The following is a 23,294-nucleotide window of genomic DNA, read 5'->3' on the forward strand; positions in this document are numbered from 1 at the left end:
TGCGTGCGCCGCGCCGCCTGGTTCAACGCTTGCCGATGTAGGCAACCACGTCGATCTCTACGAGCACACCTTGCAGACCGGCTTCCACGGTCGTTCGCGCGGGCTTGTGCTGGGCAAACCAGTTCGCGTAGAGCGCGTTGAAGCGGCTGAAGAGCGTCAAGTCGGTCAGATAGACCGTGACCTTGACGACATCCTCCAGTCTCGCGCCGGCGGCCGCCAGCACCCGCTCGACATTGGCGAACGTTGCGCGGGTCTGCTCTTCGATCGAGTCGCCGATCACCTTCCGTTCGGCGTCGCGCGGCGTCTGGCCGGACAGGAAGACGAAGTCGCCCGCGATCATCGCGGAAGAATAGTGCCCGCCTGGTTTGAGGTCGGTTGGATTGACGCTACGCAATGCGCGGGACGTGCCGCTATCGTTCATGTTTTTTCCCTTCGCCGTGATCTGGTGTTTTTCCGACTTGCCGTATGACGTGCGTGGCTGCGTGGCGTCGCATCGCTTCAATCGACGCCTGCCCGCCACGGGCCTCATGGCCTATCGACGGTTGCCGAGTTGCTCACGCACTTCCCACGACCCTTCCGCGGTGAGCACCATTGCGCTGGGGTAGAGATATGCAGTCGTGCAAGCGTGGCGCGGCAATAGCATCACCCGGTCGCCGACTGCCAGATCGGTGTTTTCGACCACGACGTGTTCTTCGCTCATCATGACGATCTTGCCGTCCCAGCGAAAGCGCTCGGCCAGCGGCTTGTCCGGCGAGATCGCCTTCGAGCCCGCATCGAGCGTGGCGGTCGTGCTATTGCGTGAAATCACCGTGGCCAGCACATAGGCGCTCGGCGTCCAGCCGAGTGCAGGCAACTCCAGGTCGTGTTGAGCGCTCGAATAGGCCCAACTGCCGGGGGACACGAAATTGGCGAGTGTGAGCGGCCACAGATCGAACGTATAGCTGCCGCCGGCGATGAGCCTTCTCGACAATCCCTCTGCCTCGGCGGCGCGCGTCAGCGCCGCCACTTTCTCCACGATGGCGGCCACTCGCGTGCGGCGTGTGGCATTGTCGAGATCATGGATGTGGCCGTCGTAGACATGCCATCCTCCAAAGCAGCCGAGCGTGGCCAGCTCACGGGCCAGTTGCAGCGTCGCCGTTGCTATCGGCGCTCCGGTTCTGCCCATGCCGGCATCCAGATCGACAAGCAGCGAGAGATTGGGCAACTGCGCTCCATTTGTCGCGAGTCGCCACGCGGCTACGCCTGCCGCCGAGTCGACGAGCGCCTCGACCCGTGCGTCCGGATGAGCATGCGCCAGCGCGAGCACGGTACGGATATGAGCAGGGTTCACGGTCGGATACGCCCAGACGACGTGTTTCGCGCCGGCCTCGAGCACCATCGCCACCTCCGCCACGGTAGCGGTCTTGAATGCGGTTACGCCCTCGCGAATCAGTCTCTTGACGATCCACCCTGCGCGATGCGTCTTCACATGCGGCATGAGGCGTTCCACCCCTCCACACGCACGGGCGGTCGCATGGAGGTTATCGACGATGCCGCGCTCGGATACGATGAAACACGGTGTCTGCAATTCTTCTGGCAAGCTGGCGGCCCATGACGGCGCACGGCTGAGAGCGGTACTCGAAAGGTCGGACATGGTTGGTGCGTTAAGAGAGGAAAAGGACGTCGCGCTCACGAGTGCGACGGCGCTGCGAGATATCCGTCAACGTGAGCTCTGAGCTGACTCAGCACTTGTGCATGCTGTTCCCACGACAGCCGGTCGACGCTCATTTTCGGCGTAGCGGGGCGGTCGATGCGGCTATCGTCAACCGCCTGCCCGACGTCGACGGCCGCGGCGAGATACGCCCGGTCGCGCTCTGGCGTGAAATCGGTGAGTAGCCGCGCCGCCGCATCTCGCGGCGCGACCATCGCCATCGCGGATACCAGGCCCCAGCCGCCCCAGTTCGAGACGCTGGAAACGATCAGGTAGTCGGCGGGAATGGCTGCGCTGATCAATGGGCCGTTGGGAATGTCGTCGTGGACGATTTCTTCGGGCAGCACGCCCATGCCGATTTCATTGCCGCCGTCGCCGATGCCGATCGTGACCCACGGACGCGGCCACTCGGCATCCTCGAACAGGAGATGCAGCGGAGCAGTATCGTCGGACATGTCCGCGCCGTACTCGCGGTGCGGCTTGCCGTCGCTCGCGGGCGACACCCGCTCGATCGCGATCATATGCGTGATCGGACGTTCAGCCTCGCTTAGCCGGGCTCTCAGCGACTTGACCGATGCGGCGCTCACCGAGGTAATCTCGAACGCCACGTCTTTCGGCAATTCGGTTGTAACAGCCCAGACCGCCTTGCAGCATGGCGCGTCCGAGATCACCGTCACCGGTATGCCGAGGTTCGAAAGTGCGGCGGCCAGGTGGGCCATGCCGCCCAGTCCGTCCGTCTCCGGCGAGGGCGGGACGGCATTGCGTATGAAGAAGCCAGTCACGATACCGACGTGGGCGTTCGGCGTGCTCATGATCGAGCGCGCGGCTGCTTCCAGCTGACCTTCAACGAACCGTTTCATGCGGCCAATGTCGCGCCGGACGGTTTGGCCAATGATGTCTTCGACTTTTGCTATTCCCATTTTCCAATCTCAGTAGCAACGTTGTTCATGCGAGGCGCGGCGATGGCTTAGACCGGAATCTTCGTTTCATAATCGATTCCGATCGAACAGAGCATCAGGCCGACGCCCATTGCGGCGAAACACATCAGCGCGAGGAAATAGGAGCCGGTGAATTGAACAATCGCGCCGATCGCGATCGGGATCACCATGCCGCCGATATTCCCGCCGAAGTTGAGCAGACCGCCGAGCACGCCCACCTTGTTGCGCGAGGCGAGCATCGCGGGAATCGACCAGTACAGACCACCCCAGCGCAGAAAGAAGAGCGTGATGGACAGCAGGATCACGACCATCGTGGGGCTCGTCGCATGTGCCACTGAAAACACCGCAATCGTGGCAACCACGCCGGCGATACCGAAGATCGTGCGCATGACGCGGTTCGGCGCGGCACCGCTCGCGAGCCACTTGTCGGCGACGTAGGCGCCGGAGAGTTCGCCGATGAAGCCGCAGAAGAAGATCACGAAGCTGGCGCCGCCCATCTGCTGAATGTTGAAGCCCTGCACTTTCTGCAGATAGGTGGGCATCCACGTCAACAGGCCGTAGTAAAGCGTCGTGCAACACATGAAGCCGACGAACATCAGCAACACTGAGCGATACCTGAAGAAATCGAGCGAGTTGCCTGATAGGTTTTTCGCTTCTTTTTCATCTTCCTTGCGTCGGGCCTGTTCGATATGTTCCGCTTCGGCTTCGTTGACCCCGGCGTGATCGCGCGGTTGATTCTTGATGTAGTACCAGGCGCCTACGCCGCATAGGACCGTGCCGACGCCGGCGATCGCGAACGCTGTGCGCCATGAGTGCGCCACCACGATCAGCCAGGTGATCAGTACTGATCCGAGCGCTGCACCGAGCGGTGAACCGCCGTCCATCAGCGATGCGCCACGGACCCGCTCATGCTGCGTGAGCCACATCGCATTGAGCGCACCTCCCGCCGAGGCCACGGGCGCTTCTGCCACACCGAGTCCGAGCCTCGTCGCAAGCAAGGACATCGCATTGGTCGTCAACGCGCCAAGACCCTGGAAGGCGCCCCAGAGCAAAGTGCACAGCGCGAGGACCAGCCGCGGCTTGAAGCGGTCGACTGCCATGCCGCCCGGAATCTGCATCAGCGTGTACGACCAGAAAAACGAACTCATGATGAGGCCTTGCATGACCGGCGTAAGCGTGAACTCGCTTGCGATCATCGGCATCGCGACGGACAGGGATGCACGATCGATGTAGTTGACCGTGACCAGCAGCAACATGATGAGAAAAATCTTCCAGCGAACCGATGTCTTCGGCTGGGCGTACGCCACGACCGCTGCGGGTGCTCTGCTCATGCCTGCTTCTCCTGACTCGCAATTTGAATGTCACGTACATGCCCGGCGCGTTGCGCATCGGCGATGTATGAACTGGTCATCTGCCACGCCGCAGTCGCCTGTTCCGTGCTGGTTAAAAATTGAGTATAGGTGCGCGGCTCTGAGTGGAGATAATCGAAAGTGACCCGGGCAATCGATAGAAATCGCTGATCATGCGCTGGGTCAAAGGTGACTGGGCGAGGAACAGCGCGGCGTATCAATTGGTAGTGGGTTCGCTCCTTTGCACGAGATTGATAGTGGGTACAAGCATCAGGGAGACGACCGCGCCGATCGATATCATCAGGACGGACGAGAACGTGAGATGGAGGGACTGGTGGAGCGCAACTCTCACCGCAGCGTTGACGATAGCGTCGCCCGGTGCCGAGCCAAGAAGCTGTCGCAACTGATCGGAGGTAAACTCTGCGGTGCCGGTGGAATGAGTCAGCCCATAGTTCAGAACCGCACCAAACACGGTTGCACCAAGCGTACTGCCGAGGTTGCGGGAGAAGAGGTTGGATGCCGTCGCGCTACCGCGTTCCGACGGCTTGACGATTTCCTGGATCAGAATAAGTGAGCTCACGCTGACTATTCCCATCCCAAAGCCCATGATCAATGACCCGATTCCTGCAACCAGCGGGGTGCTCTGCGGGGTCAGTGCTGCGAAGACCACGGCGCCAATCGGCAAGAACACGCTGCCGGCGATGAGGGTGCGCCGCAGTCCGATCCGATGGAAGGAACGTGCTGCAATGGTAGCGCCCGTTGGCCAACCGACCATTATCATTGTCAAGGCGAGGCCTGCCACCACCGGAGATCTGCCCAAGACGCCCTGTACATACATGGGAAGGAAGCTGGTCAGCCCCATTAGCGCCATTCCCGAAAGAACAGTGGCGGCATTACATGCCGCGATTGGCCGATAGCCCCACAAGGAAAACGAAATCATGGGGTCGGCGGCCCGTTGCTCCTGAAGAATGAAGAGTGCGCCGAATATCACGAACAGAGCAAACTCGAGGATGGTTAGCGTACTGACGGATGTCCCGGCACTCGTCAGCGCAACCATGAGAGCGCCGATGCATGCAGCGAAAAGCGCTGCACCGAGGATATCGATCGAGGGGCGTTCACGCCTTTCCTGTTCGTGTAGAAAGGCGATGAAGCCGGCGGCGGAGGCGAGGCCAATTGGGATATTGATCCAGAAGATCCAGGCCCATGAAAGGTCGCGAATGAGCATGCCACCCGCCATCGGTCCGATGACCGCAGCGATGGCCCAGACACTGGCGAGATAACCCTGGATTTTCCCGCGTTCGCGTGCTGGATAGAGGTCGCCCACAATAGTGAGCGCAACAGGCTGGATCGCACCAGCGCCGACACCTTGAATCAGTCGAAACGCGATCATTGCAGGCATGGACCGGGCAAAGCCCGCGAGCACTGATCCCACCAGAAAGATGACGATGCCAACGAGCATGGTGGGCTTGCGACCGTACAGGTCAGCGAGCTTGCCGAATACGACGGTCATTGCGGTCTGCGTGAGCAGAAACGAGGAGAAGACCCAGCTATAAAGATGCAGGCCGCCCAATTGAGTCACGATCTGCGGCATCGCTGTAGACACAATGGTCGCTTCGATAGCGACCATAGCCATTGACGCCATGACCGATGCAATAACGAGCGGTCGTACTGTTTTCAGGTGTTGTGACATGCTGTTTTGTAGAAGGGGCGCCGCCCGCGATCAGACTTGCTCCTGTAACTCGAGAGGATCTCGGGCCATTCTGGAAAACTAGCGTGACGCGGCCATGAAGATCAGGACGTCTCGATAAGCGGATTGAGGCGAGTCAGCAGCCCGCGCCCACTGACGATATACTCTATCAAATCACAAGTCTTCATGTGAAGACTTATTTGATAATTCGTGGGTGCCGGCGAATCATGAAGTCAAACCCAGCGATGTCAAGAAAGTGAGTTGACGGGACGGCGGCGCTCCGTCGACGGTCAAACGGAAATACGGGTTTCCCGGTTGAAATACCGCAGAAGGTCGATTGAAAGCAGCCTCAATACGTTTATTACGCGCTCTAAGAATCGTTGCCGACGCACCGGTGGTTGTGGCTCTTTTTGTACTCTTCGACTGAAGACATGGGGATGACGCCGATCTACCAACGGCATCGCCAGACATACGCTCGAGACTGCCCGCGAGCTGGGTCGGAGCGTGCCGACCGTGCTGCGCAGGGTCGCCGTTTGGCGCGAAGAGACACGCTATCCACGCACTCCCACAAAACGCGCGCGAACCGGCTTCAACACGAACATTGCAAGGACGGCAGTACTCAGATCGAGCACAATCGCGCATCCGAACACTGGCACCCAGCTGCCGGTGTGCTGATGTAGCAACGCGGCCAGCGGGCCGCCGAAGATCGAGCCAATCCCGAACGAGATGTAAAGCCAGCCGTAATTCGTGGTGGCATAACGGGTGCCAAACGTGTCGGTCAGAGTCGAAGGGAACAGCGAGAAGATTTCACCCCAGCCGAAGAACACCACGCCGGACAGCAGTACGAACAGGACTGCGTTATCGCGCGTCAGCAGCCAGAGCACCATCGCCACACCTTCCAGCGCGAACGCGAAACACATCGTGTTTTCTCGCCCCAGGCGATCCGATATCCAACCGAACAGCGGACGGGTCAGACCGTTCGTGAAGCGGTCGATCGTCAGTGCCAGCGGCAACGCGGCGAGCCCGAAGACCAGCACCTTGCTGACGCCGAAGTCGGCGGCGAAGCTTGCCATCTGCGACGTAACCATGAGGCCCGAAGTAGACATCATCGTCATCATCACGAACATCAGCCAGAACAGCGGCGTCTTGAGCATCTCGGACGCGCGGTAGTCGAGCGTCGAGACCGCTGACTGGGATACTGCCGAGCCGATACTGTGGGCCGCAGGCGGTACTCGCAGGCCCTGCGAGGCGAGGAGGCCGACCGCCGCGAAGATGATGCCGTAGAGCCACAGCGTGGATTCGACGCCGTGCGTTGCCAGCGATGCAGAGATCGGAAAGGTGGTGACAATGGCGCCCATGCCGTAGCCCGCGGCCGCGACACCGGCGGCGAAGCCGCGTCGATCGGAGAACCAGCGGACCACGAATCCCACCACGCCGACGTAGACGATGCCGGTTCCGAGACCGCCAATGCAGCCATACGTGAGGTACAGCATCGATGTACTGTGCGCATACGAAGCCAACACCCAGCTCACACCTGCCAGCAGCGTACCGATCGAGATCAGCATGCGCGGCCCGAAACGATCAATCAGCGCACCCTGGAACGGTGAAAAAAATGCCTGCAGCAGCACCAGCAGTGAGAATGTCACTTGCAGTTCCGGCAGTGCGATGCCGAGCTTGGCCATGAGTGGCTTCGTCATCAGAGTCCATACATATTGCGGACTCGAAATCGTCATCATGCAAACAAGGCCGAGTCCGAGCTGGATCCAGCGGGTATGCGCGGCTGTTTGCGCGGCGGGCGGGGCGGCGCCTTTCAGTGCTTGCGTGGGGGTGTTCAACGTGTTTCTCCGTTTGGGGATTGATGTATCGACAGGTAGACGTGCGCCGTCCTTGCCGTCGGCGCGAACGCTCGCGGGCCGACGGTTCAAAAAGGTGCGGGCGGGGCGGCCGCCCGCTGTCTAGCAGGTGCGTTTACCAGCCAGCCGCGGCGCCGTCGCTGCGCGGGTCGAAGCCTGCTGCCAGACATCCGTTGCCGTGCCGGACAATCGCGCCCGCGTGGCCCATTGCTTCGTCGTACGGCCGCATCTGCTCGACGTCATGGCCGAGACGACGCAGCGCATTGAATGTGTCGACCGGAAACCGCGCCTCCAGCTTGAGCGATTCATTGGTTTGCCCCCAGGTCCGGCCCAGCAGCCAGCGAGGCGCGTCGATAGCGGCTTGCGGATTCCAGCCGAAGTGCGCGATCCGCGAAAAGACGGCGCTTTGCGATTGCGGCTGGCCGTCGCCGCCCATGTTTCCGTACACCATCGTGCGTCCATCGGCGAAGCGCGCGAGTGCCGGGTTCAGCGTGTGAAATGGCCGCCGCCCAGGCGTAAGTGGGTTGCGCGCAGAGGGATCGAGCGAGAAGCTGCAACCGCGGTTTTGCCAGTTGATGCCCGAATCTGCGAGCACGAGGCCGCTGCCGAACTCGTGATAGATGCTCTGGATGAAACTGACGGCCACGCCATCGGCGTCGATCACGCCGAGCCACACTGTGTCGGCCGGTCCGAGACCGCGACCCCACGGTGCTGCCGTGGACATCGAAATCCGTTCGGCCATCGCGTCGAGTACACTCGGCGCAAGCAGCGCCTGTGGATCGATGTCCATGTAATCCGGGTCGGTGATGTGCTTGTCGCGTATGGCGAACGCGAGCTTGGTTGCTTCCACGCACGCGTGAACGTACTCGGGCCCGAGCGGATCCATATCGTCGCGCAAGACACGGTCAAGCACGCCGAGAATCTGCAACGATACAAGCCCCTGTGTGGGCGGCGGCATGTTGTAGATCGTGCCGAGCGAATGCGTGAGCGCCAGTGGCGTGCGCAGCCTTGCGCGATGCTGTTCAAGATCCGCTAGCGACAGAGGACTTTCGAGGGCGCGCAGGTCGGCCGCGATGCTGCGTGCGAGGTCGCCGCGGTAGAAGTCGTCGAGACCCGCGTGGGCGAGACGCTCGAGCGTCGCGGCGAGGCGCGGCTGCACGAAGCGCTCGCCGACGGCCGGCACGCCCAGCGGGTTGTCGCTCGTCAGAAAGGTCTCGGCGAACCCCGCGACTGATTTGAGTTCGTGCCGCTTGAGCGCGATGCATTCGGACTGGCTGCGCGTGACCGGGATGCCACCCCCTGCGTAGGCGATTGCGTCTTCCAGCAAGCGCGCGACCGGCAGCTTGCCGCCGAGTGTGTCAGTGGACCAGCGATGCGCCAACGACCAGCCCGACACTGTTCCGGCCACCGTGTTCGCCGCCAGCGGGCCGCGAAACGGGATGGATTGCAGGCCGCGTGCGCGGTAGGCGTCGATCGTCGCCGCCGATGCCGCCGCGCCACACGCCTCGATGCCGACGGGCTCTTCGCCCGGCCGCGAAATCAACCAGAAGCCGTCGCCGCCGATACTGTTCATATGCGGATACACCGCTGCGATGGTCGCCGCGGCGGCAATCATTGCCTCGACGGCATTGCCTCCGTCGCGCAGGATCGCGAGCGCGCTTTGCGACGCCAGCGCATGGGGTGTGACCGCCATCCCGCGGATGCCGCGCACGGGATTTAAAGAATCTGCTCTCATGTTTCCTCAAAAATCAATCGATCGTCGCTATCCGCTCAGCCGCCGCGGGTTCGCACGATCTCGTCATACTTGCTGCACACAACGAAGCTGGCCTCAGCGAGAAGCAACTGCGATGTTCCAGCCGGTTCTACCTTCCACCCACTCGGCAAGCGATAGCAAAGCGGCATCGTGCTGACCCGCGCCGACCAGCTGCACGCCAAGCGGCAATCCGTCCGGACCGAAGCCAACCGGTAACGTCACCGCCGGCACGCCGAGGAAGGTCCAGGGCGTGCAGAACGCCGCATCGCCCGTATAGTCGAGCCCACGGGGCGCCTCGCCCGATGCGGGCGCTACCAGCAGCGCGTCGAGTCCCGCCGCTTCGGTCAGCCAGCGGTCGAAGCGAAGCGCCATCTTTATCTGCAATGCCTTGGCTTTCGCATACTCGGTCGCGGGCAAAGCCCGGCCTTCTTCGACCAGAGCCGTGATCGGTGCGCTGACAAGAGCTGGCGAACGGTCTACCAGTTCGCCGTGTGTCAATGCGGCTTCAACTGCGAGCAGGATCGAAGCATGCCGCGCAGCGTCGGCCAGTTCGGCAGGCAAGTCGGCAGCGACGATTTCCGCGCCATCGGCACGCAAACGTAGGGCAAGTTGATTCAGCACATGCTGCTGCGCTTTGTCGATCGGTCCACCGATCTGCTCGCGCAACACGCCGATGCGCGGCGGCCGTTTTGCCGCATCGCCAAGGACTTTCCCTTGGCGACTGTTATGCGACGCGTGTGGATCGTCCGCGTCGCTGCCTGCCAGAATGGCTAGCGCATGAACTGCGTCAGCGACATTGGTGGTGAAAACGCCAAGGTGATCGAGCGACCCTGACAACGGCAACACGCCGGTCCGCGCGATCGTGCCGTAACTCGGCTTTACCCCGATCACACCGCAATACGCGGCGGGACGGATGACGGAGCCGAACGTCTGCGTGCCGAGCGCGAGCGGCACGATGCCTGCCGCAACGGCGGCAGCCGAGCCGCTCGACGAGCCGCCAGGTGTGTGATCGCTATTCCACGGGTTGGTCGTTGCGCCGGGCTGACGCCAGGCGAACTCGGTGGTGACCGTTTTACCGAGTATCGTGGCACCGGCTTCGCGCAAACGGGCGACCACCCATGCATCCTTGTCGGGCCTGCGCCCTTCGTAGGCCGGCGATCCATACGCGGTGGGCATATCAGCCGTATCGATCAGGTCCTTTATGCCGACTGGGACGCCCGCGAGCGGCGCGTCGCGATAGGCACGATTGACGATCGGCGACGTCGGCAGATGGATGAACGCTTGCAACTCCGGTTGCAGCCGTTGCGCGGCATCGAACGCCTGTTGCACAGTCTGCTCGACGGTGCGGGTTCCCGCGCGGATCGCGTCACGGATTTCGCGGATGCTGGGGGAGGGGGAAGAATGGTTCATTTCGCGGCGAGTGCTTGATGAATGAAGTTCTGCACGATGAAGGTGTTGTATTTCGGCTGCTGCTTCAGGTTGCCGAGCGCGATCTGCGTATCCATCGCAACCGTCGGCGATTTCGGGGTGATGTCGACATTCCTCGGATACACGCCTTCGTCCAGCATGCGTTTTACCGCGGCGTTCACGATCTTTGGATCAACGACCGAGCCCTGCTCACTGGAATAAGATTTTTGAATGTTTCGCAACGCTAGTTGTACTGGCATGCCGGACCTCGTGCTGAACTTGAATCACTTCGCGCTTCGCTCGCGTGCCCGCTACGCGCAGCGTCGGTACACGGTTGGTTGACGCCTGTGAAGCGTCTGTTCCTGGGGACACTCGGTTGTTGGTTTCGCCGGTTGTCGGCGACATATAGATGCAAATAGCAACAATTGAAATATCCGCATTGATTCGGTTTGCACGAAGCGTGCCATGGTGCGAAAACACCATATGCAACAGCGAATCGAGTATTTCCACGTGGAAGTGAACACGCTGCCATGTTCGGAAAGTGTGCAGATACGCGCAACGAAGGTGCATCAGGCACGGCAAAATTGGTGACGCACCGTCTCTGGGCGAAACACAAACGTTCGGCGGCGAAAGCCGCTGCAAGACATTCAGGATCGGAAACCGTTGCGAAAACTGCCTTCAGAATTGAGGCGCCGTACCAACGGTTACATCAGAACGTTTATGGTGTGGCTCGGGTTGCGCTGGATACAGCGTCTTGCCAGTTCGATCCAGGCGTCGTTTTGGCCAGGGGACATGCGGTATGAAGTGTCGCTTCGACCGCCGCGCATAAATGCCGTGGCGTCGGTGGGCGGCCGAAAAACACGGCTTCCCACCGACGCCAGCGAGTGCTTTCCGGGTAGCAGCGTTTCTGTCCAATGATTTGTCACAACGGCCATTACGTTCACGCGTGTCAGGAGCGTTCGACGCATTAGCGGTTAGGCGACCGCGTCCGCGTCGTTATCACCCTGGTCAGGTTATGTATGGCATTTGCACACTGATCCTATTTGCGAAAAATCGGGAGCTGCTTCTCTCGACAGAATCAGGAGACTGTGGGTGTAGCGGACGACTTCGTTTGTCGACGGCCGAACATCCAGGAAATGACCGCCGACACGATCAGCGTGCCGCTAACGAAGTAGAGTCCGAACGAGTAGTCACCGCTGATTTCGCGTAACTTGCCGATGACCATCGGGCCGATCGTACCGCCTATCAAACTGCCCATCGCATTGATCAATGCGATGCCCGCAGCTGCTGCCGAACCGGAGAGGAACTGCGTGGGCATGCTCCACAGCGGCGGCTTCGCAGCGTTGATGCCAAAATTCGCGACCGACAGTCCGACGATCAGGAGCAGTGCGGACGGTGCATACCCGGCAAGCAGCATCCCTGCGCCTGCGGCCAGACATGCGATCGACACGTGCAATCTGCGTTCGCCGGTGCGGTCGGAGTTTTTTGCCCAGAGCACCATGCCGACGACGGCGACGACATTGGGAATTGCGTTGACGAGTCCTAGTTCGAAATAGCTGAAGCCGAAGTGGCTAATGATCATCGGCGCCCAAATGCCAATCGCGTACAGGCCAGTCGACGTGCCCGCATAGACGAGGGCGAGGGCGAGCACTCGCGGATCCTTCGTGGCCGCCCATACGCTGGATGCCGCGCCGGTCGACTTGGCGGCGCGCTCCCGGTCCATCTCGAGCGTGAGCCACTCACGCTCGTCGGTATCGAGCCAGCGAGCATCTTCAGGCTTGTCGGTCAGGAAGAAGAACGCGATCACGCCGAGCGCGATGGTCGGTGCCGCTTCGAGAATGAAGAGCCACTGCCAGCCATGAATCTGTGCGACGCCGTCCATGCCCATGATGGCGCCGGAGATCGGCGAGCCGATCATGTTCGATAGCGGCGCGGCGGTCATGAAGATCGCCGTCACGAGCGCTCGGTGCCGGGCCGGGAACCAATAGCTCAGATACAGGATGATGCCGGGGAAGAATCCGGCCTCCGCCAGCCCTAGCAAGAAGCGCAGCAGATGGCGAAGCGACGCTCGTCTGGGCGCTTGACGGACAGGGCATTCTGATGCGTTCGGAGTGGGATGCGACCACCTATCTGCAGTCTGGCCGTCTCAAGCAGTTGCTGCCCGATTGGTCGTTGCCGCCAGCAGATATCTACGCTGTGTATCCAGAGCGGCTCAATCTGACGGCGAAGGTGACGGCGTTCGTCGAGTTTCTCGAAGGCTTTCTCGGGAAGGGGCCGGGAGCGGGCTGAGATGGCGAAAAAGCCGGTGGTTTTCCGCTCACCTGCGATTTGCACCGCAACCCGGAACACGTCAGTCGAGCCGGCTGGGAATGGACATTGTGCCGCGCGTCTAGTCGGCGTCGTCGACGCGCTTCCAGAATTCGAATGCAGCGGCGCATACGTTGAGCGGCGCGCCCGTCGCGACCAGCAGCCAGAGAAGTAGGCGCGCCTTGCGCGGCCCGAGCCACCCTGAAAACAAAGCGCCACGGCGGGCCAAGTCGATTTCTGAACCAGAAAATCCATAGGTGCGCGCTGCCGTCGATCCCGATCCCGTGCGGCTGGAGATGACGATCGGCAGCCGCGGCGCCAGCGCCTCGATGCGCTGTGCTTCGTCATCCGAAACATGCCCTGCACCGTAGGCCGCGATGACGATCCCGTGATATCCCGCGTGGGCGACCGCATCGAGCATCTCACCCGTCTCGCCCAGACATGTCTCGACGAGTGCCACTCGAACCGACAGGTTGGGCTTTGAGAAGCGCTGGGAATAACGCCTTGACGGTGGGCGGAAATACTGGGGCACACCTTCGAGCACCATGCCAGCCGGCCCCACGACCGGCGACTCGAAGGTTTCGACGGACATCGAGTTCGCTTTGCGCACCCAGCGCGCCTCATGGATCGTGTTGTTCATGACCACGGCTACACCGCGCCCGCGGCTGGCGCTGCACGCCGCGCAGGCCACCGCGGCGAGAATGTTGGCCGGCCCATCCGCGCCCGCAGCCAGCGGCGTGCGCATCGCGCCTGTGACTACCAGCGGCTGTGGATGCGTCCATAGAAGATCGAGCAGGAAGGCGGTTTCCTCGAGCGTGTCGGTCCCTTGGGTCAGGACGATCCCGGCGGCGCCGTCAGCCACCATGCGCTCTGCCCACACCAGACTGTCCAGCACATGCGCAAAGTTCAGCGAAGGGCTGGGTAACTGCAAAAGCGTCTCGGCGTGAATCTGCGCAATATCAGCCAGACTGGGGACCGCGGCCACCAATTGTTGCGCCGAAAGACGTGGCAACGCGCCAGCGTCGGCGTTGTCGGCGGTCATGCATATCGTGCCGCCCAATGCCCCGACAGCGATGCTCGGATAGTTCATCGAAGTATTCCTTTCGAGTGTTTGGAAAAAAGACCAGCTTGAACCGTAGCTCAAATAGCGTGCAAAGACTCGGTACCGACGAGGAGCGCCGTTATCGCGCCCGGAATCGGTGCGGCGCCGGACTTGCACTGCGTGATGCACCTTCCTCGCGCGCACTTGCACAAGTCCCGCGCATGGCGGTGCGCCCTTGCCGGTTGAGCAAGTGCCCGCTCGCCCACACGTACTGGATTTACTGCATGATGGCACGCTTCGTGCCTATAAGCATGTAAATTGCAATTGTTGCAAGTTGCAATTAACGCGGCATAGTGGAATCGTAGATCAGCCTGTCGCAGGCGCATATCCGAGATTGGAGCATCTGAACTTCAGCCTGGATGTCCGAAGGCGTGCCACTGTATCGACAAGCTTATTGAACACGTCGAAGAGAGTGGCGAGTGGACACGGCCGCTAATACGACGCAAGCGCGGCCTGAATTCATTTTGTGTCATTTCTTCCTATTGGAGTGAAGCATGTTGAAGCGATTGTTTACTCGATGCGTGGCTGGAGCGCTGATTGCGAGCGCTGCAACGATGGTGTGTGCGCAGGATGCATCCAAGGTGTTACGAATCGTGCCGCAAGCCGATCTGAAGATCCTCGATCCGATCTGGACCACGGCATTCATCACGCGCGATCACGGCTACATGATCTACGACACACTGTTCGGAGTGGATGCCAAGGGCGTGGTACAACCGGAGATGGTGGACACATATACGACCTCGCCGGACGGCAAGACCTGGACGTTCACGCTGCGCAAGGGGCTCGCATTCAGCGACGGCAAGCCGGTCACCTCAGTTGACGTTATCGCGTCGATCACGCGCTGGGGCAAGCGCGACGTGTTCGGTGAGAGAATGTTCGCGGCCCTGCAGTCGTTCGATGCGGTCGACGCCAAGTCCTTCCGCATGACGTTCAAGCAACCCTTTCCGATGGTCCTGGACGCGCTAGGCAAACCGTCGGGCAGCGCCCCGTTCATCATGCCGAAGCGGGTCGCCGATACGCCGGCGGACCAACAGATCTCTGACTACACCGGTTCGGGCCCCTACATCTTCAAACAGGACGAGTATCGCCCGGGCGCGAAGATCGTATACGTCAAGAACCCGAACTATGTGCCGCGACAGGAGCCGGCTTCCGGGACCGCAGGCGGCAAGCATGTCTTTGTCGACCGGGTCGAATGGATCGTGCTTAAGGACGCACAGACGCAGGCCAATGCGATTGCGAACGGTGAAGTGGACATGATCGAATGGATGCCCGCCGAGCAGTACGCGGCGTTCAAGAGCAATCCCAAGCTGGAGCTGGTGAAGCCGACTCCCGCCGGGCTCTTCGACCTGCACCTGAATCATCTCGTGCCGCCGTTCAACAACCCGAAGATTGCCCAGGCGGCAATCATGGCGATCAACCAGGAAGCGTTGATGCGCGCGCAACTGGTGAACAAGGATCTGTACCGGACGTGTTCCTCGATTTACCCGTGCGATTCGCCGTTGGCGTCGACCGAGACCGCCTATTTCACTGGCAAGCCTCAGTTCGCGGCGGCCCGCAATCTGCTGAAAGAAGCAGGCTACGACGGCAAGCCGGTTGTGCTGATGTATCCGTCGGACTACGCAGTACTGAACAAGTTTCCGCCGGTCATGGCGCAACTGTTGAAGCAGGCCGGGTTCAATGTCGACCTTCAGGCAATGGACTGGTCGACGCTTGTGACGCGCCGAACCAGCAAGGCGCCGGCCGACAAAGGTGGCTGGAACCTGTTCATTACCGGATGGGCGCCCGGCGACACGATGAATCCGTTGTTCTTCACGCCGCTGACGGGCAATGGGGAGAAGGGCTGGTTTGGCTGGGCCACTGACGACAAGATCGAGCAGCTCAAGAGCGATTACCTTGCCGCCAGCGATCCTGCGCAGCGCAAGAAGATCGCCGCGGCGATCCAACTGGAAACGTACCAGAGCGGGATCCTGGCGCCGTTGGGCGACTTCGATTTCTATTCGGTGATCCGCAAGGGCGTGGTCAGCGGCGTTGTCCCGGCTCAGGTCAACGTGTTCTGGAACATTCGCAAGAGCTAACCGGTGTCGTCGGCTGGCCGTTCGCCGGCCGGCCGCCGTCTCGCGGGGCAAAGCAAACCTGTCCATCTGTCAACCGGCCTGGAGCGTAACCGACATGGCTTTCTTTCTTTTCCGACGCGTACTGTCGACGGCGCCAGTGCTGGTCATTGTCGCCCTTATCGTGTTCATGATTCTGCGCCTGACGCCGGGCGATCCGGCTGCGGCGCTCGTCGGTGACAACGGCACTAGCGTGGACATCGCGCGGATCCACGCGAGCCTCGGGCTCGACCGGCCGCTGCCAGTGCAGTTCGTTAAATGGACTGGGCAATTGCTGCAGGGCAACCTCGGCGACTCGTACTACATGAAGCAGCCGGTAACCCGATTGATTGCGCAACGCATCGCACCGACCGTGTCGTTGTCCGCCCTGACACTGGTGATGACGCTCCTGCTCGCGGTGCCGCTCGGCGTGATCGCGGCCTCGCGGCACGGAGGCTGGCTGGACCGGATGCTGATGGGAGTTTCCGTGATGGGATTCTCGGCGCCGTCGTTCGTGGTCGGCTATATCCTCATATGGGCGGTCGCCTTGCATGCGAAGCTGTTGCCGGTGCAGGGATACGCACCACTGAGCGCGGGTATTGGACCGTGGCTCACGCACCTGATCCTGCCCGCCATTACGCTGTCCATCGTCTACCTTGCACTGATCGCCCGCGTTACGCGCGCTGCGGTCGCCGAGGCGCTGACCGAAGACTACATCCGCACCGCCCGCGCCAAGGGTATCTCCGAAGCACGCGTGCTGATTCGCCATGCGTTAGCCAATGCCGCGGTACCGATCGTCACGGTGATCGGCATCGGCATCGGCCTGCTAATCGGCGGCGTGGTGGTCACCGAGACCGTCTACGCGATCCCCGGGCTCGGGCAACTAACGGTCGATGCCGTACTGGCGCGCGACTTCCCGCTGGTACAAGGCATCACGCTGTTCTTTTCCTTCGTTTACGTGCTTATCAACCTGCTGGTCGATATGAGCTATCTGCTGCTCGACCCGCGTATCCGCTATTGAGTGAAAGGACGACTGGACATGAGCGACGATCACGATCCGATGACCCTTGCCGCGCCGGGCGCCATGCTTGCCAACCTGGAGGTAGCGCCGGCCATGCGCTCCCGCACACCGTTGTGGCGCCGCGTGCTGCGGAACTGGTCGGTGCGCCTGGGATGCGGCGCACTGGTGCTTCTGGTCTTCGTAGCTGTCGCCGCACCGTGGCTTGGCACGATCGATCCGACCGCGATGGATCCCGCGAGCGCCAACCTTGCGCCGGGCGTGAGGGCCGAATTCAGTGATCTGTCAGGCGCGACGTTCCAGCACTTCTTCGTGATGGGCACGGACAGTCTCGGCCGGGATACCTGGAGCCGGGTGGTATATGGTGCGCGCGTGTCCCTGTCGGTCGGTATCTCGGTGGCACTGCTGGCGCTCACCTTCGGTGCAGTGGTCGGCGTGGCGGCGGGATATTTTCGCCGCCTCGACGACGTGATCATGCGCGCCATGGACAGCTTGATGGCGATTCCCAGCATCCTGTTCGCGATTACGCTGATGGCGCTCTGGCGGCCGACGCTGGTCACGGTGATCGTCGCGATCACGATTCCCGAAATTCCGCGCGTCGCGCGGTTGGTGCGCTCGATCGTGCTCACCATTCGCGAGGAACCCTACATTGAGGCCGCCATTTCGTTGGCCACGCCGACCCTCAAGATTCTGTGGCGTCATATTCTGCCGAATGCGATCGCACCGCTGATCGTGCAGGGAACCTACGTGTGCGCGTCGGCGATCCTCGTGGAAGCGATCCTGTCTTTTCTCGGCGTTGGCCTGCCACCGGATATTCCGACGTGGGGCAACGTCATGGCCGACGGGCGCATGCAGTTCAACCAATATCCTCAGACCGTGCTGTTCCCAGGTGTTTTCCTGGCGCTGACGGTGCTGGCGGTCAACATCCTGGGCGACGGATTGCGTGACACGCTCGATCCGAAATTCAACAAACGGGGGAGCTGACGCGATGCGCGATTCCGACTTCAAAACGGCAGCACCGTCCGCCGCCGAGCCGGCCACGAGTGTCCTCGCCGTGAATAACCTCACCATTTCTCTGCCGGGCGGTGCCGATCGCCCCCATGCGATCCGGCATGTCTCGCTCGACGTGCGGCAGGGGGAGATTGTCTGCCTGCTGGGCGAGTCGGGCTCGGGGAAATCGGTGATCGCGCAGGCGGTGATGGGCTTGCTGCCAGCGACGCTCAAGGCGGTGGACGGCAGCATCGAACTGCTCGGCGAGGACGTGCTGACAGCAAGCCCGGACCGCATCCGCCAATTGCGCGGCGAGAAAATGGCGATGGTTTTCCAGGAGCCGATGACGGCCCTCAATCCGATCATGACGTGCGGCGCGCAGGTCGACGAGATGCTGGCACAGCATAGCCGTGCCGGCGTCGGCGAGAGGCGCCGGCGCATACTGGAGATCTTCGCCCACGTCAGGCTGCCGGAACCGGAGCGTATCTACGCGTCTTATCCGCATCAGTTGTCGGGCGGACAGCGTCAGCGCATCGTGATTGCCATGGCGCTGATCCTGAAGCCGTCGCTGCTGATCTGCGACGAGCCCACCACGGCGCTCGACGTCACGACCCAGGCCGAGATCCTCAAGCTGATCCGCGAATTGCAGACCGAGAGCGGAACCGCCGTGTTGTTCATCACGCACGATTTCGGCGTTGTCGCCGAGATCGCCGATCGTGTCGTCGTATTGCGGTTGGGCGACATGGTCGAGCAGGGCGCCAAGTTGCAAGTATTGCAGAAGCCGCGCGAGCCCTATACCCGCATGTTGCTGGCAGCCGTGCCCGCGCTGGTGCCGCGCACGCGCCTCCCGGTGGAGAAAGCCTATCCGCTGCTCGACGCGCGCGGGCTCGGGAAGACGTATGTGACGGGTTCCTGGCCGGGCCGCAAGCGCAAGGTGCAGGCGGCCACTAATGTATCGCTGACGGTGCATCCGGGCGAAACGGTCGGAATTGTGGGCGAATCCGGTTCGGGAAAATCGACTGTCGCGCGCTGCATTGCGCGGCTAATCGAGCCGAGCACCGGCGATATCTTCGCCGACGGTCGATCGGTGGCCAAGGTGCGCGGCCGCGCGCTATATCCGTTCCGGCGCGGCGTACAGGTCGTGTTCCAGGATCCCTACCGGTCGCTGGATCCGCGCCAGACAGTGGGTGCCTCGATCGTCGAAGGGCCGTTGAATTTCGGCGTGCCGTACGCTCAAGCGTGGCAACGTGCTGAAGAATTGATGACACTGGTACGGCTGAGGCCCGATGCGCTGAACCGCTACCCTAGCGAATTCTCCGGCGGCCAGCGGCAACGTATCTCGATTGCGCGGGCGCTGGCCTGCGAGCCACAAGTGTTGATTGCCGACGAGGCGGTGTCCGCACTCGACGTCTCGGTCCAGGCGCAAATTCTCGAACTACTGGACGACATTCAGCAGCGGCTGCGGATCGGCATTCTGTTCATTACGCACGATCTGCGGGTGGCCAGCCAGATCTGCGATCGGGTCATCGTGATGCGGCGCGGCGAGATTGTCGAGGAGGGGGCGATCGAGGACGTGTTCCTCACGCCGCGCCACGAATATACGCAGGCTTTGCTGGCGGCGGCGCCAGGGCGCGGCTTTGCGTTCGGCGCCGCTTGACGCGAGCCATTTGATCACAAAGATTTCCTGAGGTTCTGGTCAGTCATGGCGATAACCCAATACCGTCGATATTTTCAAAGAGACAGTAATGCATATACCTAAGCGAATCGTCTTCTGTGGCTTCCAGCACGAGACGAATACCTTCGCACCGACTCAAGCGGACCTGCTCGCGTTCGAGCGCGGAGGCGGCTGGCCGGGACTGGTGAGCGGCGATGCGGTATTCGAAGCGATTGCGGGCAGAAATATCCCCGCCGCTGGTTTTGTCGATGCAGCACGAAGCGCGGGCCATACGCTGCTGCCAACCCTGTGGTGCGCGGCCAGCCCGTCAGCGCACGTCACCGAGGCAGCCTACGAACATATCGCCGGTGAGATCCTGGCCGGCATCGAGGCAGCGCTGCCGGTCGACGCGGTCTACCTGGACCTGCATGGCGCGATGGTCACGACTCATTTCGACGACGGCGAGGGCGAACTGCTGCGGCGCATACGTGCGCTCGTTGGTGATGCTGTGCCGGTGGTGGGCAGTCTCGATCCGCACGCCAACGTTACCGCACAGATGCTCGACAGGGCAGACGCGCTGGTCGCATACCGTACCTATCCGCACGTCGACATGGCGTGCACCGGGAAGCGCGCATTTGCGCTCCTTGAAAAGCGCTGGTCAAGCGGTTTGCGTGCCGCGCTCGCATTCCGCCGGCTACCGTTCCTCGTGCCGATCTGCTGGCAGTGCATCGACATGCAGCCGGCCGCGCGTCTTTATGCGTTGCTCGAGGAGATCGAAGCGGCGGATGGCGCCGACCTGTCGTTCGCGACGGGTTTCCCGGCGGCCGATTTTCCAGAATGCTCGCCGGTGATCTGGGCTTATGCGAACGATCCCACCGTTGCCGAAGCGGCGGTCGACGAGTTGACGCGGGCGGCGAACGACGCAGAACCCGAATTCGCCGGTACCCTGTATTCACCCGACGATGCGGTCCGTTACGCGATCGAACAGAGCCGCGCCGGCAGGCGTCCGATCATCGTCGCAGACGGACAGGACAATCCGGGTGCCGGCGCGAATTCGGACACCACCGGGGTGCTGCGGGCCCTGATCAGGCAGGACGCACAGCAGGCCGTGATCGGCCTGATCGTCGATGCGGCGGCCGCCGAAGCGATTCACGCGCGGCGGGTCGGTGAGACGATCCGGCTGTCACTGGGTGGTCATTCCGGCATCCCCGGCGACGCGCCTTACGAGGACGAGTTCCTGATCGAAGCGATCTCGGACGGCAAGATCGACGCGACCGGCCCGTACTATGCCGGCTTTCACCTGGATGTCGGGCCGGCCGCCTGTCTGAGGCGCGGCGGCGTGCGAATCGTCGTGGCGTCGTTCAAGGTGCAGATGGCCGACCAGGCGCTGTTTCGCCTCGTCGGCATCGAGCCCGCCACGCAGGCGATCCTGGTCGTCAAGAGCGCGGTGCATTTCCGCGCCGACTTCGCACCGATCGCGGCCGAGATTATCGTCTGCGCAGCGCCTGGTTCAATGCCCATGCGGCTTAAGCAACTGCCGTGGAGCAAGCTTCCCGTGGGAATGCGGCTTGGCGCCAAGGGGCAGCCTTTCGAGCCAGGATGGACGGCCTCGGCGTGCGGCTGAGTTGCGCACCGATACCTTCTATCCTACTTTTTCAGTTACCCACTCGTCACATTTCACCAATCGAGATCCGTACACATGGAAGACTATTTTGTATTCAACGCCGGAAACGTGGTGTTGCAATCCGGTATCACGTTCAGAGATGCCAAGCTCGCCTACCAAACCTACGGAAAGTTGAACGCAGAAAAATCGAATGTCATTCTATACATGACGTCATTTTCCGCGCATCACTATGACATCGAGTGGATGGTCGGTCCGGGCAAGGCGCTAGACACCGACAAGTACTTCGTCGTTATTCCGAATCTGTTCGGCAATGGACTGTCGTCCTCGCCCAGCAATGCAACCGAGCCCTTTAGCGGAAGCCGTTGGCCGAATTTTACGATCGCCGATAACGTCGCGATTCAATACCAACTCCTGACGGAAGAACTCGGCATCGAGGTATTGCAATTAGCGTGCGGATGGTCAATGGGCGGCTTGCAGGCGTATCAATGGGCGGCAATGTATCCGGAGATGGTCAGGCGGCTGGTGGTGCTCTGCGGCGCGGCAAAGACCTCGCCGCACAATCAGGTGTTCATCGAGGGCGTGCGCGCGACCCTGACGACGGATCCCGGTTTTCAGAACGGAACGTTCGTTGAGCGTCCCGAACGCGGTCTGCGGGCCATGGGGCGCAACTACGCCGCCATGGCGATGTCGCAGACGTTTTATCGTGACGAGGTGTGGCGCCAGGCTGGGTTTTCCTCGCTCGAAGATTATCTCGTGATGTCTTGGGAAGCGAATTTCCTGAAGCGAGATGGCAACAACCTGCTGGCTCACCTATGGACATGGCAGCATGCGAACATCGCGGCCAATTCCAAATATAACGGTGATTTTCACGCAGCGCTAAAGGCGATTACGGCAAAGGCGTTGATCATGCCTAGCGAAACCGATCTGTATTTTCAGGTGGAAGACAACCGTCTCGAGGTCGCGCAAATGCGAAACGCCAGGCTCCTCCCCATTTCGTCGATATGGGGCCATCGTGCCGGGCTGCCGACAGCCAATCTGGACGATGCCGCGTTTATTTCCGATGCGATAACCCGGCATCTCGAGGACTAACGTACCAGACTTGCCGCGGCGGTGCCTTGTGTCTATCTTGCAGTCCTTCATCGGCACCGCACGCCCCTACCTCGGTGCTGTTGAGCAACATTGCGGAAGTCGCTGAAGCAGACACGCGTGCGACTGCAACATGTCGGTCGGGACGTCAAAGGCGTCCCCGGCATGGCAATCATCCGGCCCAACGAGCCCTGATCCCAGGTCGCACGACTCTCTCCGCATGCTTTCGAAACGGGTCATTTCGCGCGCGTGGCGTGCTGCCTGACGCAGCAACTGACGCGGCTGTCAGACCGGTGACGCAACAAAGGCAGCTCACACGAACCGGCGGCGTTCACCATCATCGGCGAGCGTCGAGGACAACATATTGCGCACTGCGACGAAACTGAGTCGGGTGTTTCGGCAGATTGCATCGTCACATCTAAATCGCTCCTTGAGATCGTCGCAACCGTCCGGGTGCGACAAATGCCAATGCTGCGCCCGGAACCGGTGCAACGGTGATATTGCGTCACGCAGTGCACCTTTCTCGCGCGCATCGCGCATGGTTTCTGCGCATGGCAGAGTCTGCATCGCGGTATGGAAAACGCCTGATTTGTCGATGAACACGGGTTTTGTCGGGACGTGGCACATTTCGTGCAAATCGAAGTCACATGTAAATGACAATTATTGGGAATTGCAACTATATCGACGCGATGCGAACGCACTGGCAGATTGTCGATAGGTGACGTTTCCAGGGCTGGGTCATCTGA

At 61.4% G+C, this 23,294-nt stretch carries 19 protein-coding genes; 7 read left to right on the plus strand and 12 right to left on the minus strand.

All coding sequences use genetic code 11. The features are described 5' to 3' along the window. Window positions 1–22: 22 nt before the first annotated feature. From PQR42_RS35590 to PQR42_RS35635, 10 genes are all read right to left on the minus strand, one after another. On the minus strand, window positions 23–421 hold the full coding sequence (locus PQR42_RS35590) for a RidA family protein (RefSeq protein ID WP_408392092.1): 399 nt from the start codon (window positions 419–421) through the stop codon (window positions 23–25). A gap of 111 nt (window positions 422–532) precedes the next feature. Continuing rightward, window positions 533–1,579, minus strand: a complete 1,047-nt coding sequence (locus PQR42_RS35595) for an alanine racemase (protein ID WP_408495055.1) — start codon at window positions 1,577–1,579, stop codon at window positions 533–535. An 89-nt stretch (window positions 1,580–1,668) separates the two neighbouring features. Continuing rightward, complete coding sequence (locus tag PQR42_RS35600; RefSeq protein WP_408392090.1) at window positions 1,669–2,610, minus strand: glutamate cyclase domain-containing protein; 942 nt, start codon at window positions 2,608–2,610, stop codon at window positions 1,669–1,671. A 47-nt stretch (window positions 2,611–2,657) separates the two neighbouring features. Next, window positions 2,658–3,959 carry an MFS transporter gene (locus PQR42_RS35605; protein WP_408495014.1) on the minus strand — a complete coding sequence of 434 codons (1,302 nt, stop codon included), beginning with the start codon at window positions 3,957–3,959 and terminating at the stop codon, window positions 2,658–2,660. 235 nt (window positions 3,960–4,194) lie between these two features. After that, on the minus strand, window positions 4,195–5,667 hold the full coding sequence (locus PQR42_RS35610) for an MDR family MFS transporter (RefSeq protein ID WP_408495016.1): 1,473 nt from the start codon (window positions 5,665–5,667) through the stop codon (window positions 4,195–4,197). A gap of 548 nt (window positions 5,668–6,215) precedes the next feature. Further along, entirely contained in the window at window positions 6,216–7,499 is a 1,284-nt protein-coding gene (gene oxlT, locus PQR42_RS35615) for an oxalate/formate MFS antiporter (protein ID WP_408495018.1), read from the minus strand. 133 nt (window positions 7,500–7,632) lie between these two features. After that, on the minus strand, window positions 7,633–9,252 hold the full coding sequence (locus PQR42_RS35620) for a gamma-glutamyltransferase family protein (RefSeq protein ID WP_408495020.1): 1,620 nt from the start codon (window positions 9,250–9,252) through the stop codon (window positions 7,633–7,635). A 93-nt stretch (window positions 9,253–9,345) separates the two neighbouring features. Continuing rightward, complete coding sequence (locus tag PQR42_RS35625; protein ID WP_408495022.1) at window positions 9,346–10,680, minus strand: amidase; 1,335 nt, start codon at window positions 10,678–10,680, stop codon at window positions 9,346–9,348. Next, window positions 10,677–10,937, minus strand: coding sequence for a hypothetical protein (locus PQR42_RS35630; RefSeq protein WP_408495023.1), 261 nt, complete (start codon window positions 10,935–10,937; stop codon window positions 10,677–10,679). Before PQR42_RS35630 ends, PQR42_RS35625 begins: the two co-directional genes overlap by 4 nt. 818 nt (window positions 10,938–11,755) lie before the next feature. Further along, the gene (locus PQR42_RS35635) at window positions 11,756–12,718 is read right to left on the minus strand and encodes an MFS transporter (protein WP_408495025.1); all 963 of its coding nucleotides are present in this window, start codon (window positions 12,716–12,718) and stop codon (window positions 11,756–11,758) included. On the opposite strand from PQR42_RS35635, the gene PQR42_RS35640 reads away from it, so the two are divergent. Beyond that, window positions 12,694–12,966: a LysR substrate-binding domain-containing protein gene (locus PQR42_RS35640; protein ID WP_408392131.1), complete on the plus strand. Its 273-nt coding sequence runs from the start codon at window positions 12,694–12,696 to the stop codon at window positions 12,964–12,966. The two genes, PQR42_RS35635 and PQR42_RS35640, sit on opposite strands and share 25 nt — an antisense overlap. Window positions 12,967–13,066: 100 nt before the next feature. On the opposite strand, the gene PQR42_RS35645 is transcribed toward PQR42_RS35640, so the two are convergent. After that, window positions 13,067–14,074: an asparaginase gene (locus PQR42_RS35645; RefSeq protein WP_408495027.1), complete on the minus strand. Its 1,008-nt coding sequence runs from the start codon at window positions 14,072–14,074 to the stop codon at window positions 13,067–13,069. Between the two features lie 506 nt (window positions 14,075–14,580). Here PQR42_RS35645 and PQR42_RS35650 point away from each other — a divergent pair. The 6 genes from PQR42_RS35650 (at window position 14,581) to PQR42_RS35675 (ending at window position 22,551) form a co-directional block, all read left to right on the plus strand. After that, entirely contained in the window at window positions 14,581–16,161 is a 1,581-nt protein-coding gene (locus PQR42_RS35650) for an ABC transporter substrate-binding protein (RefSeq protein ID WP_408495029.1), read from the plus strand. 94 nt (window positions 16,162–16,255) lie between these two features. Continuing rightward, the gene (locus PQR42_RS35655; protein ID WP_408495031.1) at window positions 16,256–17,197 is read left to right on the plus strand and encodes an ABC transporter permease; all 942 of its coding nucleotides are present in this window, start codon (window positions 16,256–16,258) and stop codon (window positions 17,195–17,197) included. A 63-nt stretch (window positions 17,198–17,260) separates the two neighbouring features. Next, window positions 17,261–18,178, plus strand: a complete 918-nt coding sequence (locus tag PQR42_RS35660; protein WP_408317783.1) for an ABC transporter permease — start codon at window positions 17,261–17,263, stop codon at window positions 18,176–18,178. A gap of 4 nt (window positions 18,179–18,182) precedes the next feature. After that, a complete protein-coding gene (locus PQR42_RS35665; RefSeq protein ID WP_408495033.1) occupies window positions 18,183–19,841 on the plus strand; it encodes a dipeptide ABC transporter ATP-binding protein in 1,659 nt (552 codons plus the stop codon). A gap of 88 nt (window positions 19,842–19,929) precedes the next feature. Then, window positions 19,930–21,462, plus strand: a complete 1,533-nt coding sequence (locus PQR42_RS35670; RefSeq protein WP_408495035.1) for a M81 family metallopeptidase — start codon at window positions 19,930–19,932, stop codon at window positions 21,460–21,462. Between the two features lie 75 nt (window positions 21,463–21,537). Beyond that, window positions 21,538–22,551, plus strand: coding sequence for an alpha/beta fold hydrolase (locus PQR42_RS35675; protein ID WP_408495037.1), 1,014 nt, complete (start codon window positions 21,538–21,540; stop codon window positions 22,549–22,551). Between the two features lie 309 nt (window positions 22,552–22,860). On the opposite strand, the gene PQR42_RS35680 is transcribed toward PQR42_RS35675, so the two are convergent. Continuing rightward, the gene (locus tag PQR42_RS35680) at window positions 22,861–23,151 is read right to left on the minus strand and encodes a hypothetical protein (RefSeq protein ID WP_408495039.1); all 291 of its coding nucleotides are present in this window, start codon (window positions 23,149–23,151) and stop codon (window positions 22,861–22,863) included. Window positions 23,152–23,294: the final 143 nt, after the last annotated feature.

The sequence above is a fragment of the Paraburkholderia sediminicola genome, assembly GCF_046027355.1.
Lineage (GTDB): Bacteria > Pseudomonadota > Gammaproteobacteria > Burkholderiales > Burkholderiaceae > Paraburkholderia > Paraburkholderia sediminicola_B.